At 62.9% G+C, this 23,351-nt stretch carries 35 protein-coding genes; 34 read left to right on the forward strand and 1 reads right to left on the reverse strand.

What is annotated here, in order from left to right; translation table 11 throughout:
* Window positions 1-874: 874 nt before the first annotated feature.
* The 33 genes from rpsL (at window position 875) to IVB12_RS34065 (ending at window position 21,776) form a co-directional block, all read left to right on the forward strand.
* Window positions 875-1,246, forward strand: a complete 372-nt coding sequence (rpsL, locus tag IVB12_RS33905; protein WP_007603006.1) for a 30S ribosomal protein S12 — start codon at window positions 875-877, stop codon at window positions 1,244-1,246.
* Between the two features lie 15 nt (window positions 1,247-1,261).
* Entirely contained in the window at window positions 1,262-1,732 is a 471-nt protein-coding gene (gene rpsG / locus IVB12_RS33910) for a 30S ribosomal protein S7 (RefSeq protein ID WP_035709569.1), read from the forward strand.
* 33 nt (window positions 1,733-1,765) lie between these two features.
* A complete protein-coding gene (gene fusA / locus IVB12_RS33915) occupies window positions 1,766-3,838 on the forward strand; it encodes an elongation factor G (protein ID WP_247279361.1) in 2,073 nt (690 codons plus the stop codon).
* Window positions 3,839-3,878: 40 nt separating this feature from the next.
* Window positions 3,879-5,069, forward strand: a complete 1,191-nt coding sequence (gene tuf, locus IVB12_RS33920; RefSeq protein WP_211406468.1) for an elongation factor Tu — start codon at window positions 3,879-3,881, stop codon at window positions 5,067-5,069.
* An 87-nt stretch (window positions 5,070-5,156) separates the two neighbouring features.
* Window positions 5,157-5,465, forward strand: a complete 309-nt coding sequence (gene rpsJ / locus IVB12_RS33925) for a 30S ribosomal protein S10 (RefSeq protein WP_002712302.1) — start codon at window positions 5,157-5,159, stop codon at window positions 5,463-5,465.
* A gap of 52 nt (window positions 5,466-5,517) precedes the next feature.
* The gene (gene rplC, locus IVB12_RS33930) at window positions 5,518-6,231 is read left to right on the forward strand and encodes a 50S ribosomal protein L3 (RefSeq protein WP_247306305.1); all 714 of its coding nucleotides are present in this window, start codon (window positions 5,518-5,520) and stop codon (window positions 6,229-6,231) included.
* Window position 6,232: 1 nt separating this feature from the next.
* Window positions 6,233-6,853, forward strand: a complete 621-nt coding sequence (gene rplD / locus IVB12_RS33935; RefSeq protein ID WP_018647243.1) for a 50S ribosomal protein L4 — start codon at window positions 6,233-6,235, stop codon at window positions 6,851-6,853.
* Window positions 6,850-7,152, forward strand: a complete 303-nt coding sequence (locus IVB12_RS33940; protein ID WP_247279363.1) for a 50S ribosomal protein L23 — start codon at window positions 6,850-6,852, stop codon at window positions 7,150-7,152. The genes rplD and IVB12_RS33940 overlap by 4 nt, the downstream gene beginning before the upstream one ends.
* 12 nt (window positions 7,153-7,164) lie before the next feature.
* The gene (gene rplB, locus IVB12_RS33945) at window positions 7,165-7,998 is read left to right on the forward strand and encodes a 50S ribosomal protein L2 (RefSeq protein WP_247306308.1); all 834 of its coding nucleotides are present in this window, start codon (window positions 7,165-7,167) and stop codon (window positions 7,996-7,998) included.
* 12 nt (window positions 7,999-8,010) lie between these two features.
* Window positions 8,011-8,289 (forward strand): 30S ribosomal protein S19, encoded by a 279-nt coding sequence (rpsS, locus tag IVB12_RS33950; RefSeq protein ID WP_008136357.1) that lies wholly within the window; start codon window positions 8,011-8,013, stop codon window positions 8,287-8,289.
* A gap of 10 nt (window positions 8,290-8,299) precedes the next feature.
* The gene (gene rplV, locus IVB12_RS33955; protein WP_035729589.1) at window positions 8,300-8,689 is read left to right on the forward strand and encodes a 50S ribosomal protein L22; all 390 of its coding nucleotides are present in this window, start codon (window positions 8,300-8,302) and stop codon (window positions 8,687-8,689) included.
* Between the two features lie 17 nt (window positions 8,690-8,706).
* A complete protein-coding gene (rpsC, locus tag IVB12_RS33960) occupies window positions 8,707-9,432 on the forward strand; it encodes a 30S ribosomal protein S3 (RefSeq protein WP_247279364.1) in 726 nt (241 codons plus the stop codon).
* 30 nt (window positions 9,433-9,462) lie between these two features.
* Complete coding sequence (gene rplP / locus IVB12_RS33965; protein WP_018647247.1) at window positions 9,463-9,876, forward strand: 50S ribosomal protein L16; 414 nt, start codon at window positions 9,463-9,465, stop codon at window positions 9,874-9,876.
* Window positions 9,877-9,881: 5 nt separating this feature from the next.
* The gene (gene rpmC / locus IVB12_RS33970) at window positions 9,882-10,088 is read left to right on the forward strand and encodes a 50S ribosomal protein L29 (RefSeq protein ID WP_011088144.1); all 207 of its coding nucleotides are present in this window, start codon (window positions 9,882-9,884) and stop codon (window positions 10,086-10,088) included.
* Between the two features lie 13 nt (window positions 10,089-10,101).
* Window positions 10,102-10,350 carry a 30S ribosomal protein S17 gene (gene rpsQ, locus IVB12_RS33975; RefSeq protein ID WP_008549247.1) on the forward strand — a complete coding sequence of 83 codons (249 nt, stop codon included), beginning with the start codon at window positions 10,102-10,104 and terminating at the stop codon, window positions 10,348-10,350.
* 83 nt (window positions 10,351-10,433) lie between these two features.
* The gene (gene rplN / locus IVB12_RS33980; RefSeq protein WP_008549246.1) at window positions 10,434-10,802 is read left to right on the forward strand and encodes a 50S ribosomal protein L14; all 369 of its coding nucleotides are present in this window, start codon (window positions 10,434-10,436) and stop codon (window positions 10,800-10,802) included.
* Window positions 10,802-11,116 carry a 50S ribosomal protein L24 gene (rplX, locus tag IVB12_RS33985; protein WP_011088142.1) on the forward strand — a complete coding sequence of 105 codons (315 nt, stop codon included), beginning with the start codon at window positions 10,802-10,804 and terminating at the stop codon, window positions 11,114-11,116. Before rplN ends, rplX begins: the two co-directional genes overlap by 1 nt.
* Entirely contained in the window at window positions 11,109-11,666 is a 558-nt protein-coding gene (rplE, locus tag IVB12_RS33990) for a 50S ribosomal protein L5 (protein ID WP_247279365.1), read from the forward strand. Before rplX ends, rplE begins: the two co-directional genes overlap by 8 nt.
* A gap of 46 nt (window positions 11,667-11,712) precedes the next feature.
* Entirely contained in the window at window positions 11,713-12,018 is a 306-nt protein-coding gene (gene rpsN / locus IVB12_RS33995) for a 30S ribosomal protein S14 (RefSeq protein ID WP_018647251.1), read from the forward strand.
* A 14-nt stretch (window positions 12,019-12,032) separates the two neighbouring features.
* On the forward strand, window positions 12,033-12,431 hold the full coding sequence (gene rpsH, locus IVB12_RS34000) for a 30S ribosomal protein S8 (RefSeq protein ID WP_008549240.1): 399 nt from the start codon (window positions 12,033-12,035) through the stop codon (window positions 12,429-12,431).
* A 16-nt stretch (window positions 12,432-12,447) separates the two neighbouring features.
* Entirely contained in the window at window positions 12,448-12,981 is a 534-nt protein-coding gene (rplF, locus tag IVB12_RS34005; RefSeq protein ID WP_247279366.1) for a 50S ribosomal protein L6, read from the forward strand.
* A gap of 11 nt (window positions 12,982-12,992) precedes the next feature.
* Window positions 12,993-13,355 carry a 50S ribosomal protein L18 gene (gene rplR, locus IVB12_RS34010; RefSeq protein WP_007603036.1) on the forward strand — a complete coding sequence of 121 codons (363 nt, stop codon included), beginning with the start codon at window positions 12,993-12,995 and terminating at the stop codon, window positions 13,353-13,355.
* A gap of 47 nt (window positions 13,356-13,402) precedes the next feature.
* Entirely contained in the window at window positions 13,403-13,999 is a 597-nt protein-coding gene (gene rpsE / locus IVB12_RS34015) for a 30S ribosomal protein S5 (RefSeq protein ID WP_247306313.1), read from the forward strand.
* Between the two features lie 25 nt (window positions 14,000-14,024).
* Window positions 14,025-14,219 (forward strand): 50S ribosomal protein L30, encoded by a 195-nt coding sequence (rpmD, locus tag IVB12_RS34020; protein WP_011088137.1) that lies wholly within the window; start codon window positions 14,025-14,027, stop codon window positions 14,217-14,219.
* A gap of 76 nt (window positions 14,220-14,295) precedes the next feature.
* Complete coding sequence (rplO, locus tag IVB12_RS34025) at window positions 14,296-14,781, forward strand: 50S ribosomal protein L15 (RefSeq protein WP_247306316.1); 486 nt, start codon at window positions 14,296-14,298, stop codon at window positions 14,779-14,781.
* Window positions 14,782-15,053: 272 nt separating this feature from the next.
* Complete coding sequence (secY, locus tag IVB12_RS34030; protein ID WP_247279369.1) at window positions 15,054-16,385, forward strand: preprotein translocase subunit SecY; 1,332 nt, start codon at window positions 15,054-15,056, stop codon at window positions 16,383-16,385.
* 250 nt (window positions 16,386-16,635) lie between these two features.
* Complete coding sequence (locus tag IVB12_RS34035; RefSeq protein WP_247306319.1) at window positions 16,636-17,505, forward strand: adenylate kinase; 870 nt, start codon at window positions 16,636-16,638, stop codon at window positions 17,503-17,505.
* 185 nt (window positions 17,506-17,690) lie between these two features.
* Window positions 17,691-18,059, forward strand: a complete 369-nt coding sequence (gene rpsM, locus IVB12_RS34040; protein ID WP_247279371.1) for a 30S ribosomal protein S13 — start codon at window positions 17,691-17,693, stop codon at window positions 18,057-18,059.
* A 132-nt stretch (window positions 18,060-18,191) separates the two neighbouring features.
* Window positions 18,192-18,581 carry a 30S ribosomal protein S11 gene (rpsK, locus tag IVB12_RS34045; protein ID WP_007603045.1) on the forward strand — a complete coding sequence of 130 codons (390 nt, stop codon included), beginning with the start codon at window positions 18,192-18,194 and terminating at the stop codon, window positions 18,579-18,581.
* A gap of 110 nt (window positions 18,582-18,691) precedes the next feature.
* Entirely contained in the window at window positions 18,692-19,723 is a 1,032-nt protein-coding gene (locus tag IVB12_RS34050) for a DNA-directed RNA polymerase subunit alpha (RefSeq protein WP_247306321.1), read from the forward strand.
* Window positions 19,724-19,844: 121 nt separating this feature from the next.
* Window positions 19,845-20,261: a 50S ribosomal protein L17 gene (rplQ, locus tag IVB12_RS34055; protein ID WP_247306325.1), complete on the forward strand. Its 417-nt coding sequence runs from the start codon at window positions 19,845-19,847 to the stop codon at window positions 20,259-20,261.
* 422 nt (window positions 20,262-20,683) lie between these two features.
* Window positions 20,684-21,472 carry an SDR family oxidoreductase gene (locus IVB12_RS34060; protein WP_247306328.1) on the forward strand — a complete coding sequence of 263 codons (789 nt, stop codon included), beginning with the start codon at window positions 20,684-20,686 and terminating at the stop codon, window positions 21,470-21,472.
* Window positions 21,473-21,479: 7 nt separating this feature from the next.
* Window positions 21,480-21,776, forward strand: a complete 297-nt coding sequence (locus IVB12_RS34065) for a DUF1330 domain-containing protein (protein ID WP_247306331.1) — start codon at window positions 21,480-21,482, stop codon at window positions 21,774-21,776.
* Between the two features lie 50 nt (window positions 21,777-21,826).
* Here IVB12_RS34065 and IVB12_RS34070 read toward each other — a convergent pair whose 3' ends face one another.
* Complete coding sequence (locus tag IVB12_RS34070) at window positions 21,827-22,840, reverse strand: zinc-binding alcohol dehydrogenase family protein (RefSeq protein WP_247306333.1); 1,014 nt, start codon at window positions 22,838-22,840, stop codon at window positions 21,827-21,829.
* Between the two features lie 123 nt (window positions 22,841-22,963).
* Here IVB12_RS34070 and IVB12_RS34075 point away from each other — a divergent pair, with 123 nt between their 5' ends.
* Window positions 22,964-23,341, forward strand: coding sequence for a helix-turn-helix domain-containing protein (locus tag IVB12_RS34075; RefSeq protein WP_018647266.1), 378 nt, complete (start codon window positions 22,964-22,966; stop codon window positions 23,339-23,341).
* The last annotated feature ends 10 nt before the right edge of the window (window positions 23,342-23,351 follow it).

The raw sequence follows: 23,351 nt of genomic DNA on the forward strand, positions 1-23,351 counted from the left end.
GCAGCCTGCCGGCCTGAAACGCCGCCTCCAATACAGGCAAGCACACGTTCGCGAAGATCCATCGACAGCGGTTTCGCCATGCCCGCCGGCCTCCAATCCAGGCGGCAAGCTTGAATCATCAAAACGCTGATTTGTGAATCCCCAGCGATTCAGTCCGATGGGCTAACGCTCTAGCCGAAAATCCAGGCGAGACTGGGCATCGTGGCGCGCCACGGAAGACTGGAAAGCCTGCCACGAGCCAGCGGAATGGTGTGTGGGCGGGAAAACACGCTCACTTTGGTAATAAAGCTACATTTAATCCGGGTATAATTGTCTTCGGACCTAGCAAATCGAGCGCTTCATTACCATGTCAGGCAGGGGCAGTGAGATGGCCAAGAGGCTATTTCTGCAGGCGCTGTGACTGTCGTTTCACCTTGACTTGATCGATTCTCGCTTATAGAAAGCGCCTCACTTAACGACAGGCGGTGAGCATCGCCAGCGTCGGAACGGGCCACCCGTTTGATCCCTCAGGGGGTCGCTAGGCGGGCACCAACCTCGACGAATGCCGCTCAAACGCTGTCGATCATAGCTAGGCAATGCCAGTGCGATTTTAGTTCTCTTGAGCACGTTCTCATGAGATCGAACTCGGATGCATGACCTCAGTGCGCGGGCCACGGCATTGTGCTGACCGGTCCAATACTGCGGTCCTCTGCGGCGTCGAAGCGCTTTCCGCTCGGTGATGGAGCGGTTGGCGCAATTTCGCTTTGTGCGGATTGATCTGCGCAAGGCGGCTCCGTCGGGCCGGTAGCTCGAAAGAATTTGCGGTCCCGGCAACGGGCCGCGGCAAGACAGCGGACCCGGAAGGGGCCGCGGCAGAACAAAGGGTAAGGCCAGAATGCCGACGATCAACCAGCTGATCGCTCAACCGCGGGAAGTGCAGAAGTCGCGCAAGAAGGTGCCGGCGCTGCAGCAGTCGCCGCAGAAGCGTGGTGTTTGCACCCGCGTCTACACCACGACCCCGAAGAAGCCGAACTCGGCGCTTCGTAAGGTCGCCAAGGTGCGCCTGACCAACGGCTTCGAGGTGATCGGCTACATCCCCGGCGAAGGTCATAACCTCCAGGAGCACTCGGTGGTCATGATCCGCGGCGGCCGCGTCAAGGACTTGCCCGGCGTGCGCTACCACATCCTCCGCGGCGTTCTGGATACCCAGGGCGTCAAGAACCGTAAGCAGCGTCGTTCGAAGTACGGCGCCAAGCGTCCGAAGTAAGCGGGAACCTCGTCCATGTCTCGTCGCCATTCTGCTGAAAAGCGTGAAGTCCTTCCCGATCCGAAGTTCGGGAACATCATCGTCACGAAGTTCATGAACTCGGTGATGTATGCCGGCAAGAAGTCGGTCGCCGAGGGCATCGTTTACGGTGCGTTCGGTATCATCGAAACCAAGACCAAGCAGAACCCGCTCGGCGTGTTCGAGCAGGCGCTCGAGAACGTCATGCCGACGATCGAAGTGCGTTCCCGCCGCGTCGGGGGCGCGACTTACCAGGTTCCGGTCGAGGTTCGCTCGACCCGCCGGCAGGCTCTCGGCATTCGCTGGCTGATCGCGGCCGCGCGCGAGCGCAACGAGAAGACGATGACCGAGCGGCTCTCGGCGGAGCTTTTGGACGCATCGAACAACCGGGGCAACGCCGTCAAGAAGCGCGAAGACGTGCACCGCATGGCGGAAGCCAACCGCGCCTTCTCGCACTATCGCTGGTAACGGCGAAACAAACGGACTCGCAAGGAACACCCCATGCCCCGCCAACATGCCATCGAGGACTACCGTAATTTCGGTATCATGGCGCATATCGACGCCGGCAAGACGACGACGACCGAGCGCATCCTCTATTACACCGGCAAGAGCCACAAGATCGGCGAAGTGCACGAAGGTGCCGCGACGATGGACTGGATGGAGCAGGAGCAGGAGCGTGGCATCACGATCACCTCGGCTGCGACCACCGCGTTCTGGAACGGCAAGCGCCTGAACATCATCGACACGCCCGGCCACGTCGACTTCACCATCGAAGTTGAGCGCAGCTTGCGCGTGCTCGACGGCGCCGTCTGCGTGCTCGACTCGAACCAGGGCGTCGAGCCCCAGACCGAGACGGTCTGGCGCCAGGGCGACAAGTACAAGGTTCCGCGCATCGTCTTCGCCAACAAGATGGACAAGATCGGTGCGGACTTCTTCAAGTGCCTGGCTGACATCGTCGATCGCCTCGGCGCCAAGCCCGTCGCGATCCAGCTTCCGATCGGTGCCGAGAACAACTTCAAGGGTCTCGTCGACCTCGTGAAGATGAGGGGCGTCGTCTGGAACGATGAATCGCTCGGCGCGAAGTTCGACTATGTCGATATTCCGGAAGAGCTCGTCGACCAGGCCAAGGAATACCGCGAGAAGATGGTGGAAGCCGCCGTCGAGCTCGACGACGACGCCATGGCCGCTTATCTCGACGGCAAGGAGCCGGACGAGGCGACGTTGAAGCGGCTGATCCGCAAGGCGGTGCTGACCGGCGCGTTCTATCCCGTGCTGTGCGGCTCGGCCTTCAAGAACAAGGGCGTGCAGCCGCTGCTCGACGCCGTCGTCGACTATCTGCCGTCGCCGCTCGACGTGCCCGCGATCAAGGGCACCGACGACAAGGGCAACGAAGTCGTGCGCAAGGCGGACGACAAGGAGCCGTTGGCGCTGCTCGCGTTCAAGATCATGGACGACCCGTTCGTCGGCACTATCACCTTCTGCCGCATCTACTCCGGCGTTCTACAGAGCGGCACCGGCGTCGTGAACTCGACCCGCGAGAAGAAGGAGCGCATCGGGCGCATGCTGTTGATGCATGCGAACAACCGCGAGGACATCAAGGAAGCCTATGCCGGCGACATCGTCGCGCTGGCGGGCCTGAAGGAAGCGCGCACCGGTGACACGCTGTGCGATCCCGACAAGCAGGTGATCCTGGAGAAGATGGAATTCCCCGAGCCGGTCATCGAGATCGCGATCGAGCCGAAGTCCAAGGCCGACCAGGAGAAGCTGGGCGTGGCGCTGGCCAAGCTCGCCGCGGAGGATCCGTCCTTCCGCGTGTCGACCGACCACGAGTCCGGCCAGACCATCCTCAAGGGCATGGGCGAACTTCATCTCGACATCAAGGTCGACATCCTCAAGCGCACCTACAAGGTCGACGCCAATATCGGTGCGCCGCAGGTGGCGTTCCGTGAGCGCATCACCAAGCGGGTGGAGCACAGCTACACGCACAAGAAGCAGACCGGCGGTACCGGCCAGTTCGCGGCCGTGTCGTTCATCGTCGAGCCGAACGAGCCCGGCAAGGGCTTCGAGTTCGAATCGAAGGTCGTCGGCGGCGCGGTGCCGAAGGAATACATCCCCGGCGTCGAGAAGGGCCTGGAGAGCGTGCTGTCGTCCGGCGTGGTCGCTGGCTTCCCCGTGGTCGACGTCAAGGTGACGCTCGTCGACGGCAAATATCACGACGTCGACTCGTCGGCGCTCGCCTTCGAAATCGCCTCGCGCGCCTGCTTCCGCGAAGCGCTCCAGATGGGCAAGTCCGTTCTGCTCGAGCCGATCATGAAGGTCGAAGTGGTGACCCCGGAAGACTACACCGGCTCAGTCATCGGCGACCTGAACTCCCGGCGCGGTCAGATCCAGGGTCAGGACATGCGCGGCAACGCCAACGTCATCAATGCGATGGTGCCGCTCATGAACATGTTCGGTTACGTGAACAATCTGCGCTCGATGAGCCAGGGTCGCGCGACCTTCACCATGCAGTTCGACCACTACGCAGAAGCGCCGGCCAACGTGTCGGCAGAAGTCCAGAAGAAGTTTGCCTGATTGTCGTCGGTCTCAAGCTGACGATTGAACGGAGAGTCAAATGGCCAAAGCAAAGTTTGAACGTAACAAGCCGCACTGCAACATCGGCACCATCGGTCACGTCGACCATGGCAAGACGTCGCTGACCGCGGCGATCACCAAGATCCTCGCCGAGACCGGCGGCGCGACGTTCACCGCGTACGACCAGATCGACAAGGCGCCGGAAGAGAAGGCGCGCGGTATCACCATCTCGACCGCCCACGTCGAGTATGAGACGAAGAACCGCCACTACGCCCACGTCGACTGCCCCGGCCACGCCGACTACGTCAAGAACATGATCACCGGCGCCGCCCAGATGGACGGTGCGATCCTGGTCGTGTCGGCCGCTGACGGCCCGATGCCGCAGACCCGCGAGCACATCCTGCTCGCCCGTCAGGTCGGCGTGCCCGCGCTCGTCGTGTTCCTCAACAAGTGCGACATGGTTGACGATCCGGAGCTGCTCGAGCTCGTCGAACTCGAAGTCCGTGAGCTGCTCTCGAAGTACGAATTCCCCGGCGACAAGATTCCGATCATCAAGGGTTCGGCACTGGCCGCTCTCGAAGATTCCGACAAGAAGCTTGGCCACGACGCCATCCTCGAGCTGATGCGCAACGTCGACGAGTACATCCCGCAGCCGGAGCGTCCGATCGACCAGCCGTTCCTGATGCCGGTTGAAGACGTGTTCTCGATCTCGGGCCGCGGCACCGTCGTGACCGGCCGTGTCGAGCGCGGCGTCGTCAAGGTCGGCGAGGAAATCGAGATCGTCGGTCTGCGCGCGACCCAGAAGACCACCGTCACCGGCGTCGAAATGTTCCGCAAGCTGCTCGATCAGGGCCAGGCCGGCGACAACATCGGCGCGCTGCTCCGCGGCACCAAGCGCGAGGACGTCGAGCGCGGCCAGGTTCTGGCCAAGCCCGGTTCGGTCAAGCCGCACACCAAGTTCAAGGCCGAGGCCTACATCCTCACCAAGGAAGAGGGCGGTCGCCACACCCCGTTCTTCACCAACTACCGTCCGCAGTTCTACTTCCGCACCACCGACGTGACCGGTGTCGTGCACCTGCCGGAAGGCACCGAGATGGTGATGCCGGGCGACAACATCGCGATGGAAGTGCACCTGATCGTGCCGATCGCGATGGAAGAGAAGCTCCGCTTCGCGATCCGCGAAGGCGGCCGCACCGTCGGTGCCGGCGTCGTCGCCTCGATCATCGAGTAAACAAGCGAATAGGGAATGGTGAGTGGCGAATAGGGAGTTCTATTTCGCTACTCGCTACTCGCCACTCTACTCAAAGAAAGCACGGCAATGAACGGCCAAAACATTCGTATCCGTCTCAAGGCGTTCGACCATCGTATCCTCGATACGTCGACCCGTGAGATCGTGAACACGGCGAAGCGCACCGGCGCGCAGGTCCGCGGACCCATTCCGCTGCCCACCCGCATCGAGAAGTTCACCGTCAACCGTTCGCCCCACGTCGACAAGAAGAGCCGCGAACAGTTCGAGATGCGCACTCACAAGCGCCTGCTCGACATCGTCGATCCGACCCCGCAGACCGTCGATGCTTTGATGAAGCTCGACCTTGCCGCCGGTGTCGACGTCGAGATCAAGCTCTAAGATTTTGGATCCCGTTCGCGTCAAGCGGACAGAAAGAACAGGAAGCAAGCCGATGCGCTCCGGAGTGATCGCACAAAAGGTCGGGATGACGCGGGTCTTCACGGAGGCCGGCGAACATATCCCCGTGACCGTGCTGAAGCTCGGCAATTGCCAGGTCGTAGGCCACCGCACCGAAGAGAAGAACGGTTACGTCGCGCTCCAGCTCGGTTCTGGCAGCCGCAAGACCGTTTACATGCCCAAGGCCGAGCGCGGTCAGTTCGCCGTGGCCAAGGTAGAGCCGAAGCGCCGGGTCGAGGAATTCCGCGTCACCGCGGATGCCATGATCCCGGTCGGCGCCGAGATCCAGGCCGATCACTTCGTCGTCGGCCAGTTCGTCGACGTGACCGGCACCTCCGTCGGTAAGGGTTTTGCCGGCGGTATGAAGCGCTGGAACTTCGGCGGTCTGCGCGCCACGCACGGTGTGTCGATCTCGCACCGCTCGATTGGTTCGACCGGTGGCCGTCAGGACCCCGGCAAGACCTGGAAGAACAAGAAGATGCCCGGCCACATGGGTGTCGATCGCATCACCACGCTCAATCTTCGTGTCGTCCAGACCGATGTCGAGCGCGGCCTGATCCTCGTCGAAGGCGCCGTTCCCGGCTCCAAGGGCGGCTGGATCCGCGTGCGCGACGCCGTCAAGAAGCCGCTGCCGAAGGAAGCTCCGAAGCCCGGCAAGTTCAAGGTTGCTGGCGAAGCGGAAGCCGCCCCGGCTGCGCAGGAGGCGTGAGATGGAATTGAAGGTCACGACCCTCGAAGGTAAGGAAGCCGGCTCGGTCCAGCTTTCCGACGCCATTTTCGGCCTCGAGCCGCGCGAGGACATCATCGCGCGCTGCGTGCAGTGGCAGCTCAACAAGCGCCAGGCCGGCACGCACAAGGCCAAGGGCCGCGCCGAGATCTGGCGCACCGGCAAGAAGATGTACAAGCAGAAGGGCACCGGCGGTGCTCGTCATGGCTCGGCCCGCGTGCCGCAGTTCCGTGGCGGCGGCCGTGCCTTCGGCCCGGTGGTGCGCTCGCACGCCACCGACCTGCCGAAGAAGGTCCGCGCGCTCGCGTTGAAGCATGCGCTCTCGGCCAAGGCCAAGGACGGCGATCTCGTCGTGATCGAGAAGGCCGCCCTCGAAGCCGCCAAGACCAAGGCGCTGCTCGGTCACTTCTCGGGCTTGGGACTCACCAACGCGCTGATCATCGACGGTGCCGAGCTCAACAACGGATTTGCCGCGGCCGCGCGTAACATCCCGAACATGGACGTGCTGCCGATCCAGGGCATCAACGTCTATGACATCCTGCGCCGTCAGAAGCTCGTTCTGACCAAGGCCGCCATCGATGCGCTGGAGGCGCGCTTCAAATGACGAAGAACATCGAGCCTCGCCACTACGACGTGATCCTGTCGCCGGTCGTGACCGAAAAGGCGACGATCGCCTCGGAGCACAACAAGGTGCTGTTCAAGGTGGCCGCGAAGGCGACCAAGCCGCAGATCAAGGAAGCGATCGAGAAGCTGTTCGACGTCAAGGTCAAGAGCGTCAACACGCTGGTCCGCAAGGGCAAGACCAAGGTCTTCCGCGGCAATCTCGGCTCGCAGTCGAACACCAAGCGCGCGATCGTGACCCTCGAAGAGGGTCACCGGATCGACGTCACCACCGGTCTGTAAGGTCGTACGACGATGGCACTGAAGACATTCAATCCCACGACGCCGGGCCAGCGCCAGCTGGTCATGGTCGATCGTTCGGCCCTGTACAAGGGCAAGCCGCTGAAGGCGCTCACCGAGGGCAAGAAGTCCTCGGGCGGTCGCAACAACACCGGCCGCATCACCGTGCGCTTCCGCGGCGGCGGTCACAAGCAGACGCTGCGCACCGTCGACTTCAAGCGCGAGAAGATCGACGTCCCCGCGACGGTCGAGCGGCTCGAATACGATCCGAACCGCACCGGCTTCATCGCCCTGATCAAGTATCAGGACGGCGAGCAGGCCTACATCCTGGCGCCGCAACGGCTGGCCGTTGGCGACACCATCGTCGCCGGCAACTATGTCGACGTGAAGCCGGGCAACGTCATGCCGCTCGGCAACATGCCGGTCGGCACGATCATCCACAACATCGAGGTCAAGATCGGCAAGGGCGGCCAGCTCGCCCGTTCCGCGGGCACCTACGCCCAGCTCGTCGGTCGCGACCAAGACTACGTGATCATCCGCCTGAACTCGGGCGAGCAGCGCCTCGTGCACGGCCGTTGCCGTGGCACGATCGGCGCCGTGTCGAACCCGGATCACATGAACACCTCGATCGGCAAGGCCGGCCGCAAGCGTTGGATGGGCCGCAAGCCGCACAACCGCGGCGTTTCGATGAACCCGATCGACCATCCGCACGGCGGTGGTGAAGGTCGTACCTCGGGCGGTCGCCACCCGGTCACTCCGTGGGGCAAGCCGACCAAGGGCAAGAAGACCCGCACCAACAAGTCGACCAACAAATTCATTCTCCTAAGCCGCCACAAGCGGAAGAAGTAAGGAACGCCGGACATGGTTCGTTCAGTCTGGAAAGGCCCGTTCGTCGAGGGTTCTCTGCTCAAGAAGGCAGATGCCGCGCGCGCGTCCGGCCGTCACGACGTCATCAAGATCTGGAGCCGTCGCTCGACGATCCTGCCGCAGTTCGTCGGCCTGACCTTCGGCGTCTACAACGGCCAGAAGCACGTGCCGGTGGCCGTCAACGAGGAAATGGTCGGTCACAAATTCGGCGAGTTCTCGCCGACCCGGACCTTCCATGGCCACTCCGGCGACAAGAAAGCCAAGAAGGCTTGAGGATTAAACGATGAGCAAACCTAAGCGCGAACGGAGCCTCGCCGACAACGAGGCCAAGGCGGTCGCCCGGATGCTGCGGGTAAGCCCGCAGAAGCTCAACCTGGTCGCCCAGCTCATTCGCGGCCGGAAGGCGTCTGCCGCGCTCGCCGACCTGCAGTTTTCGCGCAAGCGGATCGCGGTCGATGTGAAGAAGTGCCTGGAATCGGCTATCGCCAATGCCGAGAACAATCACGACCTCGACGTCGATGATCTCGTCGTGGCGCAGGCTTTCGTCGGCAACGGGCTCGTGATGAAGCGCTTCGCCGCCCGCGGCCGTGGCCGCTCGGGCCGTGTCTACAAACCATTTTCGCAGCTGACGATCATCGTTCGTCAGGTCGAAGCCGAAGCAGCAGCCGCTTAAAGGCGCAGGAGAACACGATGGGTCAAAAGATCAATCCGATCGGTCTGCGTCTCGGCATCAACCGGACCTGGGATTCTCGCTGGTTCGCCGGCAAGCAGGAATACGGCAAGCTTCTGCACGAGGACGTCAAGATCCGCGAGATCCTGCACAAGGAACTCAAGCAGGCCGCCGTCGCTCGCATCGTGATCGAGCGCCCGCACAAGAAGTGCCGCGTCACCATCCACTCGGCCCGTCCGGGCGTGGTGATCGGCAAGAAGGGCGCCGACATCGACAAGCTGCGCAAGAAGGTCGCGGACATTACCTCGTCCGACGTCGTCATCAACATCGTCGAGATCCGCAAGCCGGAGCTCGACGCGACGCTGGTGGCCGAGTCGATTGCGCAGCAGCTCGAGCGCCGCGTGGCGTTCCGCCGCGCCATGAAGCGCGCCGTGCAGTCGGCGATGCGTCTCGGCGCGGAAGGCATCCGCATCAACTGCTCGGGACGCCTTGGCGGTGCGGAAATCGCGCGCATGGAGTGGTACCGCGAAGGTCGCGTGCCGCTGCACACGCTGCGCGCCGACATCGACTACGGCGTTGCGACCGCGTTCACAACCTTCGGCACGTGCGGCGTCAAGGTCTGGATCTTCAAGGGCGAGATCCTCGAGCACGATCCGATGGCCCAGGACAAGAGAATGGCCGAAGGCGAGACGGGCGGCAGTGGTGATCGCGGTGGCCGTCAGCGCCGCGATTCGGCTGCAGCCTGAGCCAGCACAGGAATTTGAGGGCTTAAAGCCATGATGCAACCTAAGAAAACGAAGTTCCGGAAGGCGCATAAGGGCCGCATCCACGGCGTTGCGTCTTCGGGCGCGACGTTGGCCTTCGGCCAGTACGGCCTGAAGGCGACCGAGCCTGAGCGCGTCACCGCGCGCCAGATCGAAGCCGCCCGCCGCGCGCTGACCCGCCACATGAAGCGCGCCGGCCGCGTCTGGATCCGCGTGTTTCCCGACGTTCCGGTGTCGAAGAAGCCGGCCGAAGTCCGCATGGGCTCCGGCAAGGGTTCGCCGGAACTGTGGGTCGCGCGCGTCAAGCCGGGCCGGGTGCTGTTCGAGATCGACGGCGTCAACACCCAGACCGCGCGCGAGGCGCTGACCCTGGCGGCCGCCAAGCTGCCGATCAAGACGCGCTTCGTCGAGCGCATTGCGGAGTAATGGCCATGGCCCAGATGAAGATCGAAGACATCCGCGCGATGAGCCCCGACCAGCAGGATGATGCCATCCTGAACCTGAAGAAGGAGCGCTTTAACCTGCGCTTCCAGCGCGCCACCGGGCAGCTCGAGAACACCTCGCGCCTGCGCGAGGCTAGGCGCGACATCGCCCGGATCAAGACCGTCGCCGCGCAGACGCGCGCGAAGAAGAAGTAAGAGGCTTACGAAGATGCCGAAACGTACTCTGCAGGGCGTGGTCGTCAGCGACAAGCAAGCCAAGACCATCGTGGTGCGCGTCGACCGCCGCTTCACGCACCCGATCTACAAGAAGACGATCCGCCGTTCGAAGAACTATCACGCGCACGACGAGAGCAACCAGTTCAAGCCGGGCGACGTGGTGTGGATCGAGGAATCGAAGCCGATTTCGAAGTTGAAGCGCTGGGTCGTGATCCGGGGCGAGCACAAGAAAAGCGCCTGATCTGTTGGCTTTAGCCGACTGACTTCAGGGAAATGTTGAGCGCCGGCTGGGCTGGCGCAAAGAGAAGAGGACGAGGTGCATCAATGATTCAGATGCAGACCAACCTCGACGTGGCCGACAATTCTGGCGCACGCCGTGTCATGTGTATCAAGGTGCTCGGAGGCTCCAAGCGCCGCTACGCCACGATCGGGGACATCATCGTCGTCTCGATCAAGGAAGCGATTCCGCGTGGCAAGGTGAAGAAGGGCGACGTGATGAAGGCCGTCGTGGTGCGCGTCCGCAAGGACATCCGCCGCGCCGACGGTTCGGTGATCCGCTTCGACCGCAACGCGGCCGTCCTGATCAACAACCAGGCCGAGCCGGTCGGAACCCGCATCTTCGGGCCTGTGCCGCGCGAGCTGCGCGCCAAGAACCACATGAAGATCATTTCGCTCGCGCCGGAGGTGCTGTGATGGCTGCGAAGATCCGCAAGGGCGACAAGGTCGTCGTGCTGACCGGTCGCGACAAGGGCCGGACCGGCGAGGTGTTCGAGGTACGCCCCGACGCCGGCACCGCGCTCGTGCGCGGCATCAATATGGTCAAGCGTCACCAGAAGCAGACGCAGGCCCAGGAGGGCGGCATCATCTCGAAAGAGGCGCCGATCCAACTGTCCAACATCGCGTATGTCGGCAAGGACGGAAAGCCGACCCGCGTCGGATTCAAGATTCTGGCGGACGGCAAGAAGGTCCGCATCGCCAAGAGCTCGGGAGCTGAGATCGATGGCTGAGGCCGCTTACACGCCGCGCCTGCGCGCGGAATATGATGCGAAGATCCGCACGGCGCTGACCGAGAAGTTCGGTTACGAGAACGTCATGCAGGTTCCGCGTCTGGACAAGGTCGTGCTAAATATGGGCGTTGGCGATTCCGTCAACGATCGCAAGAAGGCCGAGACCGCCGCTGCCGAATTGACCCAGATCGCCGGCCAGAAGGCGATCGTGACCTATTCGCGCGTCGCGATCGCGACCTTCAAGCTGCGTGAGAATCAGCCGATCGGCTGCAAGGTCACGCTGCGCAAGGCACGCATGTACGAGTTCATCGATCGCCTGGTGACGGTCGCGCTGCCGCGCGTCCGCGACTTCCGCGGCCTGAACCCGAAGAGCTTCGACGGCCGCGGCAACTACTCGCTCGGCATCAAGGAGCACATCATTTTCCCCGAGATCGACTTCGACAAGGTCACGGAAGCCCGCGGTATGGATATCACCGTCTGCACCACGGCCAAGACCGACGAAGAGGCGAGGGCCTTGTTGACCGCTTTCAATTTCCCGTTCCGGCAGTGAGACGCTCACCTAAAGCCTCTCAAACGCGGATACCCAGGAGCCAAGCATGGCAAAGAAGAGTTCAGTCGAGAAGAACAACCGGCGCAAGCGGATGGTGAAGAACGCCGCCGCCAAGCGCGAGCGGTTGAAGGCGATCATCGCCGACAAGAAGCTGCCGATGGAAGAGCGCTTCGCTGCGACGTTGAAGCTGGCGGAAATGCCGCGCAACTCGTCGGCGACCCGCATCCGTCTGCGTTGCGAGCTGTCGGGCCGTCCCCGCTCGAACTACCGCAAGAACAAGCTGTCCCGTATCGCGCTGCGCGACCTTGGCTCCAAGGGCATGGTCCCGGGCCTCGTGAAGTCGAGCTGGTAAGGAGGGTCGTTTAGATGTCTACGCACGATCCAATCAGCGATCTGATCACCCGCATCCGCAACGCGCAGATGCGCTCCAAGACCAAGGTCTCCACGCCTGGCTCGAAGATGCGCGAGAACGTGCTCGAGGTGCTGAAGTCCGAGGGCTACATCCGCGGTTACGCCACGCTCGAGCATCCCTCGGGCCGCAGCGAGATCGAGATCGAGCTGAAGTATTTCGACGGCGAGCCCGTCATCCGCGAGATCGAACGGGTCTCCAAGCCGGGACGTCGTGTCTACGCCTCGGTGAAGGCTCTGCCGCGGGTCAACAACGGACTCGGCATTTCGGTGTTGTCGACGCCGAAGGGGATTATGGCCGACCACAGCGCGCGCGACGCGAATGTGGGCGGCGAAGTCCTCTTCACGGTGTTCTGAGAAGGATTTTTGATCCATGTCACGTGTTGGCAAAAGGCCTGTAGCGGTTCCGTCGGGCGTTACCGCGACCGTTGATGGGCAGACCGTCAAGATGAAGGGGCCGAAGGGCCAGCTTCAGTTCGTCGTCCATGACGACGTCGAGGTGAAGCTCGAGAGCGGCGAGATCAAGGTCAAGCCGCGGTTCGAGACCAATCGCGCGCGGGCGCTTTACGGCACCGCTCGCGCTCAGGTCGCGAACCTCGTCGAGGGCGTCACCAAGGGCTTCGAGAAGAAGCTCGAGATCACCGGCGTCGGCTACCGCGCCGCGATGCAGGGCAAGAACCTGCAGCTTGCGCTCGGTTACAGCCACGACGTGATCTATCCGATCCCGGAAGGGATCACGATCACCGTGCCGAAGCCGACCGAGATCACGGTAACCGGCAGCGACGTCCAGCGCGTTGGCCAGGTCGCAGCCGAGATCCGCGGCTATCGCCCGCCGGAGCCCTACAAGGGCAAAGGCGTGAAGTATGTTGGCGAATTCATCTTCCGCAAGGAAGGCAAGAAGAAGTAACGGAGCCGGTCATGTCGAAAGCCAAGGTTACGAATGCCCGGCGCAAGCGGAGTGTGCGGCTGAAGCTGCGCCGCTCCGGGGGTGGCCGTCCGCGCCTGTCGGTGTTCCGCTCGTCCAAGCACATCTACGCCCAGGTCATCGACGACCTCAAGGGCGAGACGCTGGCCTCTGCCTCTTCGCTCGAGAAGTCGATGCGGGACGGCGGCAAGACCGGCGCCGACATCGATGCGGCGAAGGCGGTCGGCAAGCTGCTGGCGGAGCGCGCTGCCGAGAAGGGCGTCAAGGAAGTCGTGTTCGATCGCGGCAGCTATCTCTATCACGGGCGCGTCAAGGCTCTTGCCGACGCCGCGCGTGAGAGCGGGCTGAGCTTCTAACAGAATTTGAGGATTGAGGCGCAAGCCTCTGAAGGATTGGAAAAACCATGGCAGCTGAACGCGAACAACGTGGTGGACGCGATCAACGCGGCGGCGGACGTGAACGCAGGGAGCGCGAGGAGCGCGACAGCGAGTTCGTCGACAAGCTCGTCCACATCAACCGCGTGGCCAAGGTCGTCAAGGGCGGCAAGCGCTTCGGTTTCGCAGCGCTGGTCGTGATCGGCGATCAGAAGGGCCGCGCCGGCTTCGGTCACGGCAAGGCGCGCGAAGTGCCTGAGGCGATCCGCAAGGCGACCGAATCCGCCAAGCGCAACCTGACTCGCGTGTCGCTGCGCGAGGGCCGCACGCTCCATCACGACATCGCCGGCCGTCATGGCGCGGGCCGTGTCTACCTGCGTGCCGCCCCGGCCGGCACCGGCATCATCGCCGGTGGCCCGATGCGCGCCGTGTTCGAGACGCTCGGCGTCCAGGACGTGGTGGCGAAGTCGATCGGCTCGTCGAACCCGTACAACATGGTTCGCGCGACCTTCGACGCGCTGAAGCATCAGGATTCGCCGCGCTCGGTTGCTGCCCGCCGCAACATCAAGGTGTCCACCCTCCAGTCCCGTCGTATCGGCGGTGACGCCGAGGCGGCTGCCGAGTAACGGAAGCTTTTCGGAGTAGACTCCCATGGCCAAGGCCGCCAAGACGATCAAGCTCGAGCAGACCGGCAGCGCGATCCGCCGCCATCACTCGCAGCGCTCGACGCTGATCGGGCTCAAGCTCAACAAGATCGGCCGCACCAGCGAACTGCCGGATACCCCGGCGGTCCGCGGCATGATCGAGAAGGTTCACCATCTCGTCCGCATCGTCGACGAGAAGTAAGAAACGGCGCAGGATCCCGAAAAGCGGGCACCCGGTTTTCGGTGAATATCGTGCGCAACACACAAGGAGAAGGGCGATGAAGCTCAGCGATATCGCCGACAACGCCGGCTCGCGCAAGAAGCGTATGCGCGTCGGCCGCGGCATCGGTTCGGGCAAGGGCAAGCAGTCGGGCCGCGGCGGCAAGGGCCAGACTGCGCGTTCGGGCGTGCGCATCAAGGGTTTCGAAGGCGGCCAGATGCCGATGCATCGCCGTCTGCCCAAGCGCGGCTTCAACAACATCTTCCGCGTCGAGTTCGCCGAGATCAATCTCGACCGGCTCCAGGAAGCGGTCGATGCCAAGAAGATCGACGCCGGCAGCGTCGTGAACGTCGAGGCGCTGGTGAAGGGCGGCGTGCTGCGCCGCGCCAAGGGCGGCCTGCGGCTGCTCGGCCGCGGCGAGCTCAAGTCCAAGCTCAACATTGAAGCGCATGGCGCCTCCAAGACCGCGATCGCAGCGGTCGAGAAGGCCGGCGGTTCGGTAAAGATCCTCGTCCCTGCCAAGGAAGAAGGCGAGGCGGCGTAACAACTGCGTCATTGGCCCGCGCCTCGCGGGCCTTTACGCATGCGGGACGATGGACTTATCGGAGCCGAGCCCCAGATAATATCCGGCGTCCGCTAAAGCATGATCGGGACCCGAAGGACCGCGTTAGCGCAAAGTGTGAAGCGGTTTTCCGAGAAGATCATACTGAAAACGACAACCTAGAGCGCGACGGTGAGGCATCCTGATCTCATCGCGCTTTAGAGTAGCCCGGCCGCGGGCATGACGGCGCAACAGGCGGCGGGAGAAAGTCCAAGATGGTCTCTGCAGCGGAACAACTGGCAGCCAACCTCAATTTCGGCGCGTTCGCCAAGGCCGACGAACTGAAGAAGCGCATCTGGTTTACCCTGGGTGCGCTGCTCGTTTATCGGCTCGGCACCTACATCCCGCTGCCCGGCATCGATCCCAACATCTGGGAGCAGGTGTTCCGGTCCCAGGCCGGCGGCATCCTCGGCATGTTCAACATGTTCGCCGGCGGTGGCATCCACCGCATGGCGATCTTCGCGCTGAACATCATGCCGTATATCTCGGCCTCGATCATTATCCAGCTCCTGACCACCGTCTCACCGCAGCTTGAGGCGCTGAAGAAGGAAGGCGAGGCCGGCCGCAAGACGCTGAACCAGTACACCCGCTATCTCACCGTCATCCTGGCCGCGTTCCAGTCCTACGGCATCGCGGTGGGCCTCGAGGGCGCCGGCAACGTCGTCAGCGAGCCTGGCCTATTCTTCCGCCTGTCCACGGCGATCACGCTGACCGGCGGCACCATGTTCCTGATGTGGCTTGGCGAGCAGATCACCTCGCGCGGCATCGGCAACGGCATTTCGCTGATCATTCTCGCCGGCATCGTCGCCGAGCTGCCTGCGGCGCTCGCCAACATGCTCGAGCTCGGCCGTCAGGGTGCGATGTCGACCGGTCTGATCCTGGTCGTCATCATCATGGCGGTCGCCGTGATCGCCTTCATCGTGTTCATGGAGCGCGCGCAGCGCCGCTTGCTGATCCAGTATCCGAAGCGTCAGGTCGGCAACAAGATGTTCGAGGGCCAGTCCTCGCATCTGCCGCTCAAGCTCAACACTTCGGGCGTGATCCCGCCGATCTTCGCGTCCTCGCTGCTGCTGCTGCCGACCACGGTGGCGAACTTCAACGCCGGCAGCGGACCGGAATGGTTCCAGTGGATCACCACCCAGCTCGGCCACGGCCGTCCGCTGTTCCTGATCATGTATCTGGCGCTGATCGTTTTCTTCGCCTTCTTCTACACCGCGATCGTGTTCAATCCGACCGAGACCGCGGACAATCTGAAGAAGCACGGCGGCTTCATTCCGGGCATCCGTCCCGGCGAGCGCACCGCCGAATATATCGACTACGTGCTGTCACGCATCACCGTGCTCGGCGCGATTTATCTGGCGATCGTCTGCTTGATTCCGGAGATCCTGATCTCCTACGCCTCGGTGCCGTTCTACTTCGGCGGCACCTCGCTGCTGATCGTCGTCAGCGTCACCATGGACACCGTGGCGCAGGTGCAGGGCTATCTGCTGGCGCATCAGTACGAAGGCCTGATCCGCAAGTCGAAGCTGCGCGGTCGCCGCCGCTAAGCGCGGCGTCCCCTGAAGGCGGCGCGATTGCGCCGCCGATTCGCTCCGCCAGCAACACGCGGCGCTTCGCATTCGCAGAGCTGTACTCACAGCAGCACAATCGCTGATTTCAAAGCCCTTCTTGGCGTCAGCCCATCCGCTCCCCTATGATATGGGTAGCGGTGCAGCGCCGATTATGGTTTGCACTGTCCTTGATCTTCAAACACAGGTGCGCGACGTATCGCTCACCAATCCGGGGGGGCGTACGCCGATGAGAATTATACTTCTGGGACCGCCGGGGTCGGGCAAGGGGACCCAGGCGCAGCTGCTGGTCCAGCGCTATGGCATCGTCCAGCTCTCGACCGGCGAGATGCTGCGCGCGGCCGTTGCGGCAGGAACGCCGGTCGGGCTGAAGGCCAAGGAGATCATGGCCAGCGGCGGCCTCGTGCCCGACGAGGTCGTGGTCGGAATCATCTCCGACCGCATCGACCAGCCGGATGCCAAGAACGGTTTCATCCTCGACGGTTTCCCACGCACCGTGCCGCAGGCCGAGGCGCTGGACGAGCTGCTCAAGCGCAAGCATCTCAAGCTCGATGCCGTGATCGAGCTGCGTGTCAACGAGAGCGCGCTCCTGAACCGCGTCGAGACCCGCGTCGCTCAGATGCGCGAGCGCGGGGAGGAGGTCCGGATCGACGACACCCCGGAGGTCCTGACCAAGCGCCTCGCCAGCTACCGCAGCCAGACGGAACCGCTGATTCACTACTATTCCGAGCGGCGGAAGCTCTCGACCATCGACGGCATGATGGCCATCGACGAGGTCACCCGTGCCATCCACCGCCAGCTCCTGGCGCTGGGGGCGGTCGAGCCCAAGAGCCACGGCAAGACGCAGGCCCGCAGTGCGGCCAAGGCTGCGCCGGCCAAGAAGGCCAAGGCAGCGAAGACAGCGGCCAAAAGGCCGGCAAAAACGGCCAAAAAGGCAACCAAATCCGCAGAAAAGACCGCCAAGAAGGCCCTGAAGGGCGCCGGCAAGGCCGCCCGGAAGACAGCAAAGAAGGCGACCAGGAAGACTGCCAAGAAGGCCGTCAAGAAGGGTGCCAAAAAGGCCGCAAAAAAGGTCACGAAAAAGCGAGCCAAACGCTAGCAGCGGTTGACGAGCGCCCCCGGAATCCCCTAATAAGCCCCGCATCCAAGTCGGATAGTTTCAGACGATGCCGGGCCCCAGGAAGACCGGGGGTGGGCGTCGTGTTCGCGTTTGTGAACACCTGCCCGAGAACACAAGCACTTAAAGCCCGATCCTGACGAGGATCGGCGACAGGAGAGAAGGCCGTGGCCCGTATTGCCGGCGTGAACATTCCCACCAACAAGCGCGCGCTGATCGCGCTCCAGTATATCCATGGCATCGGCCCGAAGATCGCCAGTGAGATCCTGGAGAAGGTGAAGATCCCCGCGGATCGTCGCGTCAATCAGCTCAGCGACGCCGAAGTGCTCCAGATCCGCGAAGTGATCGACCGCGACTATCTCGTCGAGGGCGATCTGCGTCGTGAGGTCGGTATCAACATCAAGCGTCTGATGGACCTCGGCTGCTATCGCGGCCTGCGTCATCGTCGCGGTTTGCCGGTGCGCGGTCAGCGCACTCATACCAACGCGCGCACGCGCAAGGGCCCGGCGAAGGCCATCGCCGGCAAGAAGAAGTAAACTGGCGAATTGGAAGTGGCGAGTGGCGAGTAGGGGCGTTTCCCTATTCGCCATTTGCTACTCGCTATTCGCTTCCACAGGTGTAGCCGCTGGCATTACGGCGGCGTTTGAGATCGTCAGGAAAGGGACTCAATGGGCAAGGAAGCCACCCGCGTTCGCCGTCGTGAGCGCAAGAACATCGCCTCCGGCGTCGCGCATGTGAACTCGTCGTTCAACAACACGACCATCACCATCACGGATGCGCAGGGCAACACGATTGCCTGGTCTTCCGCCGGCACGATGGGCTTCAAGGGTTCGCGCAAGTCGACCCCGTATGCCGCGCAGGTTGCCGCCGAGGACGTGTCCAAGAAGGCGCAGGAGCACGGTATGCGCACGCTGGAAGTCGAAGTGGCCGGTCCCGGTTCGGGTCGCGAATCGGCGCTCCGCGCGCTTCAGGCCGCGGGCTTCACCGTCACCTCGATCCGCGACGTGACCACGATCCCGCACAACGGTTGCCGTCCCCGGAAGCGTCGGCGCGTTTAATACGAAGTTGCGAGCGCGTCGGCGCTCGCGATGTTTTTTGCGAAGCCGCGGGAATCATCTGCGGCCTTTCTCCAACGCCAGTATTTGAGTTTTCAAATTGACTGGCCTGTATGGGTGAAACAGTGACGATCCAGAAAAATTGGCAAGAACTGATTCGACCGAACAAGCTCCAGGTTACGTCCGGTAGCGACTCGAACCGTTTCGCGACCATCGTCGCCGAGCCGCTCGAGCGCGGCTTCGGCCAGACCCTCGGCAACGCGCTGCGGCGCATCCTGCTCTCCTCGCTCCAGGGCGCGGCGGTGCAGTCGGTGCACATTGATGGCGTGCTGCACGAGTTCTCCTCGATCGCTGGCGTCCGTGAGGACGTCACCGACATCGTGCTCAACATCAAGGACATCTCGATCAAGATGCAGGGCGAGGGCCCCAAGCGCATGGTCGTGAAGAAGCAGGGGCCGGGCGTCGTCACCGCTGGCGACATCCAGACCGTCGGCGACGTCACCGTGCTCAACCCGGACCTCCAGATCTGCACCCTCGACGAGGGTGCGGAGATCCGCATGGAGTTCACGGTCTCGACCGGCAAGGGTTACGTGCCCGCCGAGCGCAACCGTCCCGAGGACGCGCCGATCGGCCTGATCCCGGTCGACAGCCTGTACTCGCCGGTCCGCAAGGTCTCCTACAAGGTCGAGAACACCCGCGAGGGTCAGATCCTCGACTACGACAAGCTGACCATGACGATCGAGACCAACGGTGCGATCTCGCCGGATGATTCCGTGGCCTACGCCGCGCGCATCCTCCAGGATCAGCTCAACGTGTTCGTCAATTTCGAAGAGCCGCGCAAGGAAGTTGCCCAGGAGATCATCCCGGACCTCGCCTTCAACCCGGCTTTCCTCAAGAAGGTGGACGAGCTCGAGCTCTCGGTGCGTTCGGCCAACTGCTTGAAGAACGACAACATCGTCTATATCGGCGATCTCGTGCAGAAGAGCGAAGCGGAAATGCTCCGCACCCCGAACTTTGGCCGCAAGTCGCTGAACGAGATCAAGGAAGTGCTGGCCCAGATGGGGCTGCACCTCGGCATGGAAGTGCCGGGCTGGCCGCCGGAAAACATCGACGAGCTCGCCAAGCGCTTCGAGGATCACTACTGATCGACTTCACCGTCGTGGCCGGAGACATCCGGCCACGATTTTCATGGGCGAACGCAGGAAGCCCACCTGAGCAACTTGTCCGACGAACCGTCGCGGCAGTTCATACGTAAGGAATAAACACATGCGTCACGGCAAGGTTCATCGGAAGCTCAACCGCACGGCCGAGCATCGCAAGGCGATGTTCGCTAACATGGCGGCTGCGCTGATCAAGCACGAGCAGATCGTCACCACGCTGCCCAAGGCCAAGGAGCTCCGCCCGATCGTCGAGAAGCTCGTCACCCTCGGCAAGAAGGGTGGCCTGTCGCTACGCCGCCAGGCGATCGCGGAGCTGCGCGACTTCGACATGGTCAAGAAGCTCTTCGATACGCTCGCGGCCCGCTACAAGGACCGCCAGGGCGGCTACACCCGCATCATCAAGGCCGGCTTCCGCTACGGCGACAACGCCCCGATGGCCGTAATCGAGTTCGTCGACCGCGACGTCGATGCCAAGGGCCAGGATTCCGGTCCGGTGCAGGAAAAGGAAGCCGAGGCGGCGTAAGCCTTTCGGCAGTCCGAAATTTGAAAGCGGCGCCCTCGGGCGCCGCTTTTTTTCCGTGCCGTGCTTCGAGCGCCGGAAGGCTGGAGCTTCGCTTTTTTGGAGCAGCGGGAATCCGAAGGAGCTCGATCAAAGCCATCTGAGGATCAGCAGCAAGCCCTACGATAGCCGCGGAACGTGGCTTGTGCATGTGGATGTCTCTTCCGAAGTTTGGAAGACGCCCGACCCGGATCTGCAGAATTCGGCGACCGTGCGTTTCGCACCGAATGCTGCAGAAGGCTTCGCGAGCGCTCTGAATGATGCGCACGCTTGGCTTTGCCCGCCTACGATTCCGTGTTGTGGCCGTTGGTACTCACGCGTCGGTGAGCGGTGATTGCGATGGCACGCGGGGCACATATCTCCACCAACCTCAATGGAGATAACGCATGAACATCGACCTTTCGGGAAAAACCGCGCTGGTGACCGGCTCCACTGCCGGCATCGGCCGCGCCATCGCCAAGGGCCTTGCCGCTTCGGGCGCCAGCGTCGTGATCAACGGCCGCGGCCGGAACAAGGTCGATGCCGCCGTCCGCAAGCTGGAAGAGACCGGCGCCAAGATCCGTGGCATCGCCGCCGACGTCTCAACGGCGGCAGGCTGCGAGACGCTCGTGGCGGCGCTTCCCGAGATCGACATCCTCATCAACAATGCCGGCATCTTCGAGCCGAAGGAGTTTTTCGAGATTCCCGACGAGGACTGGAGTCGCTTCTTCGAAGTCAACGTGATGAGCGGCGTCCGTCTGTCGCGGGCGTATCTGAAAGGCATGTTGAAGCGCAATTGGGGCCGCATCGTCTTCATCTCCTCGGAGTCCGGACTCAACATTCCCGTCGAGATGATTCACTACGGCATGAGTAAGACGGCCCAGCTCTCGGTCGCGCGGGGCCTCGCGCAGCTCACTCGCGGCACCGGCGTCACAGTTAATTCCGTGCTGCCCGGCCCGACCATGTCCGAGGGCGTCGAGACCTTCGTCAAGGATCTCGCTAGGCAGAACGGACAGTCGGTGGAAGAGGCCGCCGCCAATTTTGTCAGGCAGCATCGTCCGAGTTCGCTGCTGCAACGCTTCGCCAGCGTCGACGAGATCGCCAACATGGTGGTCTATGTCGCGTCCAAGGAAGCATCCGCGACCAACGGTGCGGCGTTGCGGGCGGAAGGCGGCATCGTCAACACCATTGCGTGAGGTCGGCATGACAGCCTATGTGATTTCCGAAGTCGAGATGCGCGATCCCGATGAATTTGAAGCCTATCGTACGCTGGCCGCGAAGACGATCGCGCAATACGGCGGGCGTTATATCGTCCGCGGCGGCAAGGCTGAACTGGCCGAAGGTAATCTTCCACCGAAGGCTATCGTCATCGTCGAATTCCCGTCGATGGCGAGGCTGAAGGAATGGTACGCTTCAACGGAATATGCCGAAGCGCTAAGAGTGCGGCAGACGGCGCTGGAGCGGCGGCTGATGTTCGTCGAAGGCGTGGCGGAAACGTAGGGTGGGTTACGCCTTCGGCTAACCCACCCTACGCACCGACGCCGGAGCCGCTACCACCCCTCCAGCACGATCTTGCCGCGCGACTTGCCGCTTTCGAGCAGCGCGTGCGCGCGCTTGAGGTTGGCCGCATTGATGGTGCCGAAGGTCTGGTCGAGCGTGGTGCGCAACACGCCCTTGTCGATGAGGTCGGCGACGTCATCGAGCAGATGATGCTGCGCGATCATGTCGGGGGTCTGGAACGAGGAACGCGTGAACATCGACTCCCAGTGCACCGAGATCGCCTTGCCCTTGAATGTGATCATGGCGAATTCCGGCGGATCGTCGATCAGGCCGAACTTGCCCTGCGGTGCCATGAACTCAGCGATCGCCTTGTAGTGCTGGTCGGTGAAGGTGAGGCTTGCGACCAAGGCGACCGGCGGCAGCCTCAAGCTCTCGATCTGCTCCTTCATCGGCTTGCCGTGGTCGATCACCGCATGGGCGCCGAGATCGAGGCACCATTTTTGCGACTCCGGCCGCGTCGCGGTCGCGAGCACTGTGAGGCCAGTGAGGCGGCGGGCGAGCTGGATCAGGATCGAGCCGACGCCACCGGCGCCGCCGGTGATCAGCAGTGTGCGCGGATCGACGCTCTTGCCGGGTATTGCGCCGAGACGGTCGAACAGAAGCTCCCATGCGGTGATGGAGGTGAGGGGGAGGGCGGCCGCTTGCGCGAACGACAGGCTCTTCGGCTTGTTGCCGACGATGCGCTCGTCAACCAGGTGGTATTCCGAGTTGGTACCCTGACGCAGAATAGAACCAGCGTAAAACACTTCATCACCTGGCTTGAACAGCGTGACGTCGGGACCGATGGCATCGACCACGCCCGCCGCGTCATAGCCGAGGATCTTGATCTCGCCCTCGGGCGGGGCGGCGCGCTTGCGCACCTTGTAGTCGACCGGGTTGGCCGAGATCGCCTTCACGGCGACGCGGATGTCGCGCCCTCCAGGCTCGGGTTTTGCGGTCTCGAAATCAATGAGTGAATCCGCGTCCTCGATCGGAAGCGATTTCCTGTAGCCGACGGCCTTCATGGCTTGTCTCCATCAGATGGCTTCTGTTCGCTCGCCGCCCTAACTGTCGCTCTGGCCCCGATTTGGCAAGTACTGTAAATTTGGGGATATAGTCCCTGTTTGGATACTATCGGAAAAACACGCATGAAACGGCGCAATTTTGCCCGGCGCCCCGGCTGCTCGGTCGAGGCGACGCTGGATCTGATCGACGGCAAGTGGAAGGGTGTCATCCTCTACCACCTCCAGAGCGGCACCCAGCGCTTCGGCGAATTGCGTCGCCGGATGCCCGGCATCACCCAGCGCATGCTGACCAAGCAGCTTCGCGCGCTGGAGGAGGACAAGCTCGTGATTCGGAAGGTCTATGCGGAGGTGCCGCCGCGCGTGGAGTATTGCCTCTCCGAACTCGGCGAGAGCCTCAAGCCAGTCATCGACATCCTGAAAGCCTGGGGCGAGAGCCACCAGCAGCGGCTGTCCTGTGCGCCGCCGCCGGTCGTGGTGAAGAAGCCGAAGCGCGCGGCGTAAACATCCGGGA

The organism is Bradyrhizobium sp. 179, assembly GCF_023073535.1.
GTDB lineage: Bacteria > Pseudomonadota > Alphaproteobacteria > Rhizobiales > Xanthobacteraceae > Bradyrhizobium.

What these genes read in the sequence shown, in the direction of transcription:
- rpsL (WP_007603006.1), top strand. Translation starts at nt 875, where the DNA reads ATGCCGACGATCAACCAGCTGATCGCTCAACCGCGGGAAGTGCAGAAG.
- rpsG (WP_035709569.1), top strand. Translation starts at nt 1,262, where the DNA reads ATGTCTCGTCGCCATTCTGCTGAAAAGCGTGAAGTCCTTCCCGATCCG.
- fusA (WP_247279361.1), top strand. Translation starts at nt 1,766, where the DNA reads ATGCCCCGCCAACATGCCATCGAGGACTACCGTAATTTCGGTATCATG.
- tuf (WP_211406468.1), top strand. Translation starts at nt 3,879, where the DNA reads ATGGCCAAAGCAAAGTTTGAACGTAACAAGCCGCACTGCAACATCGGC.
- rpsJ (WP_002712302.1), top strand. Translation starts at nt 5,157, where the DNA reads ATGAACGGCCAAAACATTCGTATCCGTCTCAAGGCGTTCGACCATCGT.
- rplC (WP_247306305.1), top strand. Translation starts at nt 5,518, where the DNA reads ATGCGCTCCGGAGTGATCGCACAAAAGGTCGGGATGACGCGGGTCTTC.
- rplD (WP_018647243.1), top strand. Translation starts at nt 6,233, where the DNA reads ATGGAATTGAAGGTCACGACCCTCGAAGGTAAGGAAGCCGGCTCGGTC.
- IVB12_RS33940 (WP_247279363.1), top strand. Translation starts at nt 6,850, where the DNA reads ATGACGAAGAACATCGAGCCTCGCCACTACGACGTGATCCTGTCGCCG.
- rplB (WP_247306308.1), top strand. Translation starts at nt 7,165, where the DNA reads ATGGCACTGAAGACATTCAATCCCACGACGCCGGGCCAGCGCCAGCTG.
- rpsS (WP_008136357.1), top strand. Translation starts at nt 8,011, where the DNA reads ATGGTTCGTTCAGTCTGGAAAGGCCCGTTCGTCGAGGGTTCTCTGCTC.
- rplV (WP_035729589.1), top strand. Translation starts at nt 8,300, where the DNA reads ATGAGCAAACCTAAGCGCGAACGGAGCCTCGCCGACAACGAGGCCAAG.
- rpsC (WP_247279364.1), top strand. Translation starts at nt 8,707, where the DNA reads ATGGGTCAAAAGATCAATCCGATCGGTCTGCGTCTCGGCATCAACCGG.
- rplP (WP_018647247.1), top strand. Translation starts at nt 9,463, where the DNA reads ATGATGCAACCTAAGAAAACGAAGTTCCGGAAGGCGCATAAGGGCCGC.
- rpmC (WP_011088144.1), top strand. Translation starts at nt 9,882, where the DNA reads ATGGCCCAGATGAAGATCGAAGACATCCGCGCGATGAGCCCCGACCAG.
- rpsQ (WP_008549247.1), top strand. Translation starts at nt 10,102, where the DNA reads ATGCCGAAACGTACTCTGCAGGGCGTGGTCGTCAGCGACAAGCAAGCC.
- rplN (WP_008549246.1), top strand. Translation starts at nt 10,434, where the DNA reads ATGATTCAGATGCAGACCAACCTCGACGTGGCCGACAATTCTGGCGCA.
- rplX (WP_011088142.1), top strand. Translation starts at nt 10,802, where the DNA reads ATGGCTGCGAAGATCCGCAAGGGCGACAAGGTCGTCGTGCTGACCGGT.
- rplE (WP_247279365.1), top strand. Translation starts at nt 11,109, where the DNA reads ATGGCTGAGGCCGCTTACACGCCGCGCCTGCGCGCGGAATATGATGCG.
- rpsN (WP_018647251.1), top strand. Translation starts at nt 11,713, where the DNA reads ATGGCAAAGAAGAGTTCAGTCGAGAAGAACAACCGGCGCAAGCGGATG.
- rpsH (WP_008549240.1), top strand. Translation starts at nt 12,033, where the DNA reads ATGTCTACGCACGATCCAATCAGCGATCTGATCACCCGCATCCGCAAC.
- rplF (WP_247279366.1), top strand. Translation starts at nt 12,448, where the DNA reads ATGTCACGTGTTGGCAAAAGGCCTGTAGCGGTTCCGTCGGGCGTTACC.
- rplR (WP_007603036.1), top strand. Translation starts at nt 12,993, where the DNA reads ATGTCGAAAGCCAAGGTTACGAATGCCCGGCGCAAGCGGAGTGTGCGG.
- rpsE (WP_247306313.1), top strand. Translation starts at nt 13,403, where the DNA reads ATGGCAGCTGAACGCGAACAACGTGGTGGACGCGATCAACGCGGCGGC.
- rpmD (WP_011088137.1), top strand. Translation starts at nt 14,025, where the DNA reads ATGGCCAAGGCCGCCAAGACGATCAAGCTCGAGCAGACCGGCAGCGCG.
- rplO (WP_247306316.1), top strand. Translation starts at nt 14,296, where the DNA reads ATGAAGCTCAGCGATATCGCCGACAACGCCGGCTCGCGCAAGAAGCGT.
- secY (WP_247279369.1), top strand. Translation starts at nt 15,054, where the DNA reads ATGGTCTCTGCAGCGGAACAACTGGCAGCCAACCTCAATTTCGGCGCG.
- IVB12_RS34035 (WP_247306319.1), top strand. Translation starts at nt 16,636, where the DNA reads ATGAGAATTATACTTCTGGGACCGCCGGGGTCGGGCAAGGGGACCCAG.
- rpsK (WP_007603045.1), top strand. Translation starts at nt 18,192, where the DNA reads ATGGGCAAGGAAGCCACCCGCGTTCGCCGTCGTGAGCGCAAGAACATC.
- IVB12_RS34050 (WP_247306321.1), top strand. Translation starts at nt 18,692, where the DNA reads ATGGGTGAAACAGTGACGATCCAGAAAAATTGGCAAGAACTGATTCGA.
- rplQ (WP_247306325.1), top strand. Translation starts at nt 19,845, where the DNA reads ATGCGTCACGGCAAGGTTCATCGGAAGCTCAACCGCACGGCCGAGCAT.
- IVB12_RS34060 (WP_247306328.1), top strand. Translation starts at nt 20,684, where the DNA reads ATGAACATCGACCTTTCGGGAAAAACCGCGCTGGTGACCGGCTCCACT.
- IVB12_RS34065 (WP_247306331.1), top strand. Translation starts at nt 21,480, where the DNA reads ATGACAGCCTATGTGATTTCCGAAGTCGAGATGCGCGATCCCGATGAA.
- IVB12_RS34070 (WP_247306333.1), bottom strand. Translation starts at nt 22,840, where the DNA reads ATGAAGGCCGTCGGCTACAGGAAATCGCTTCCGATCGAGGACGCGGAT.
- IVB12_RS34075 (WP_018647266.1), top strand. Translation starts at nt 22,964, where the DNA reads ATGAAACGGCGCAATTTTGCCCGGCGCCCCGGCTGCTCGGTCGAGGCG.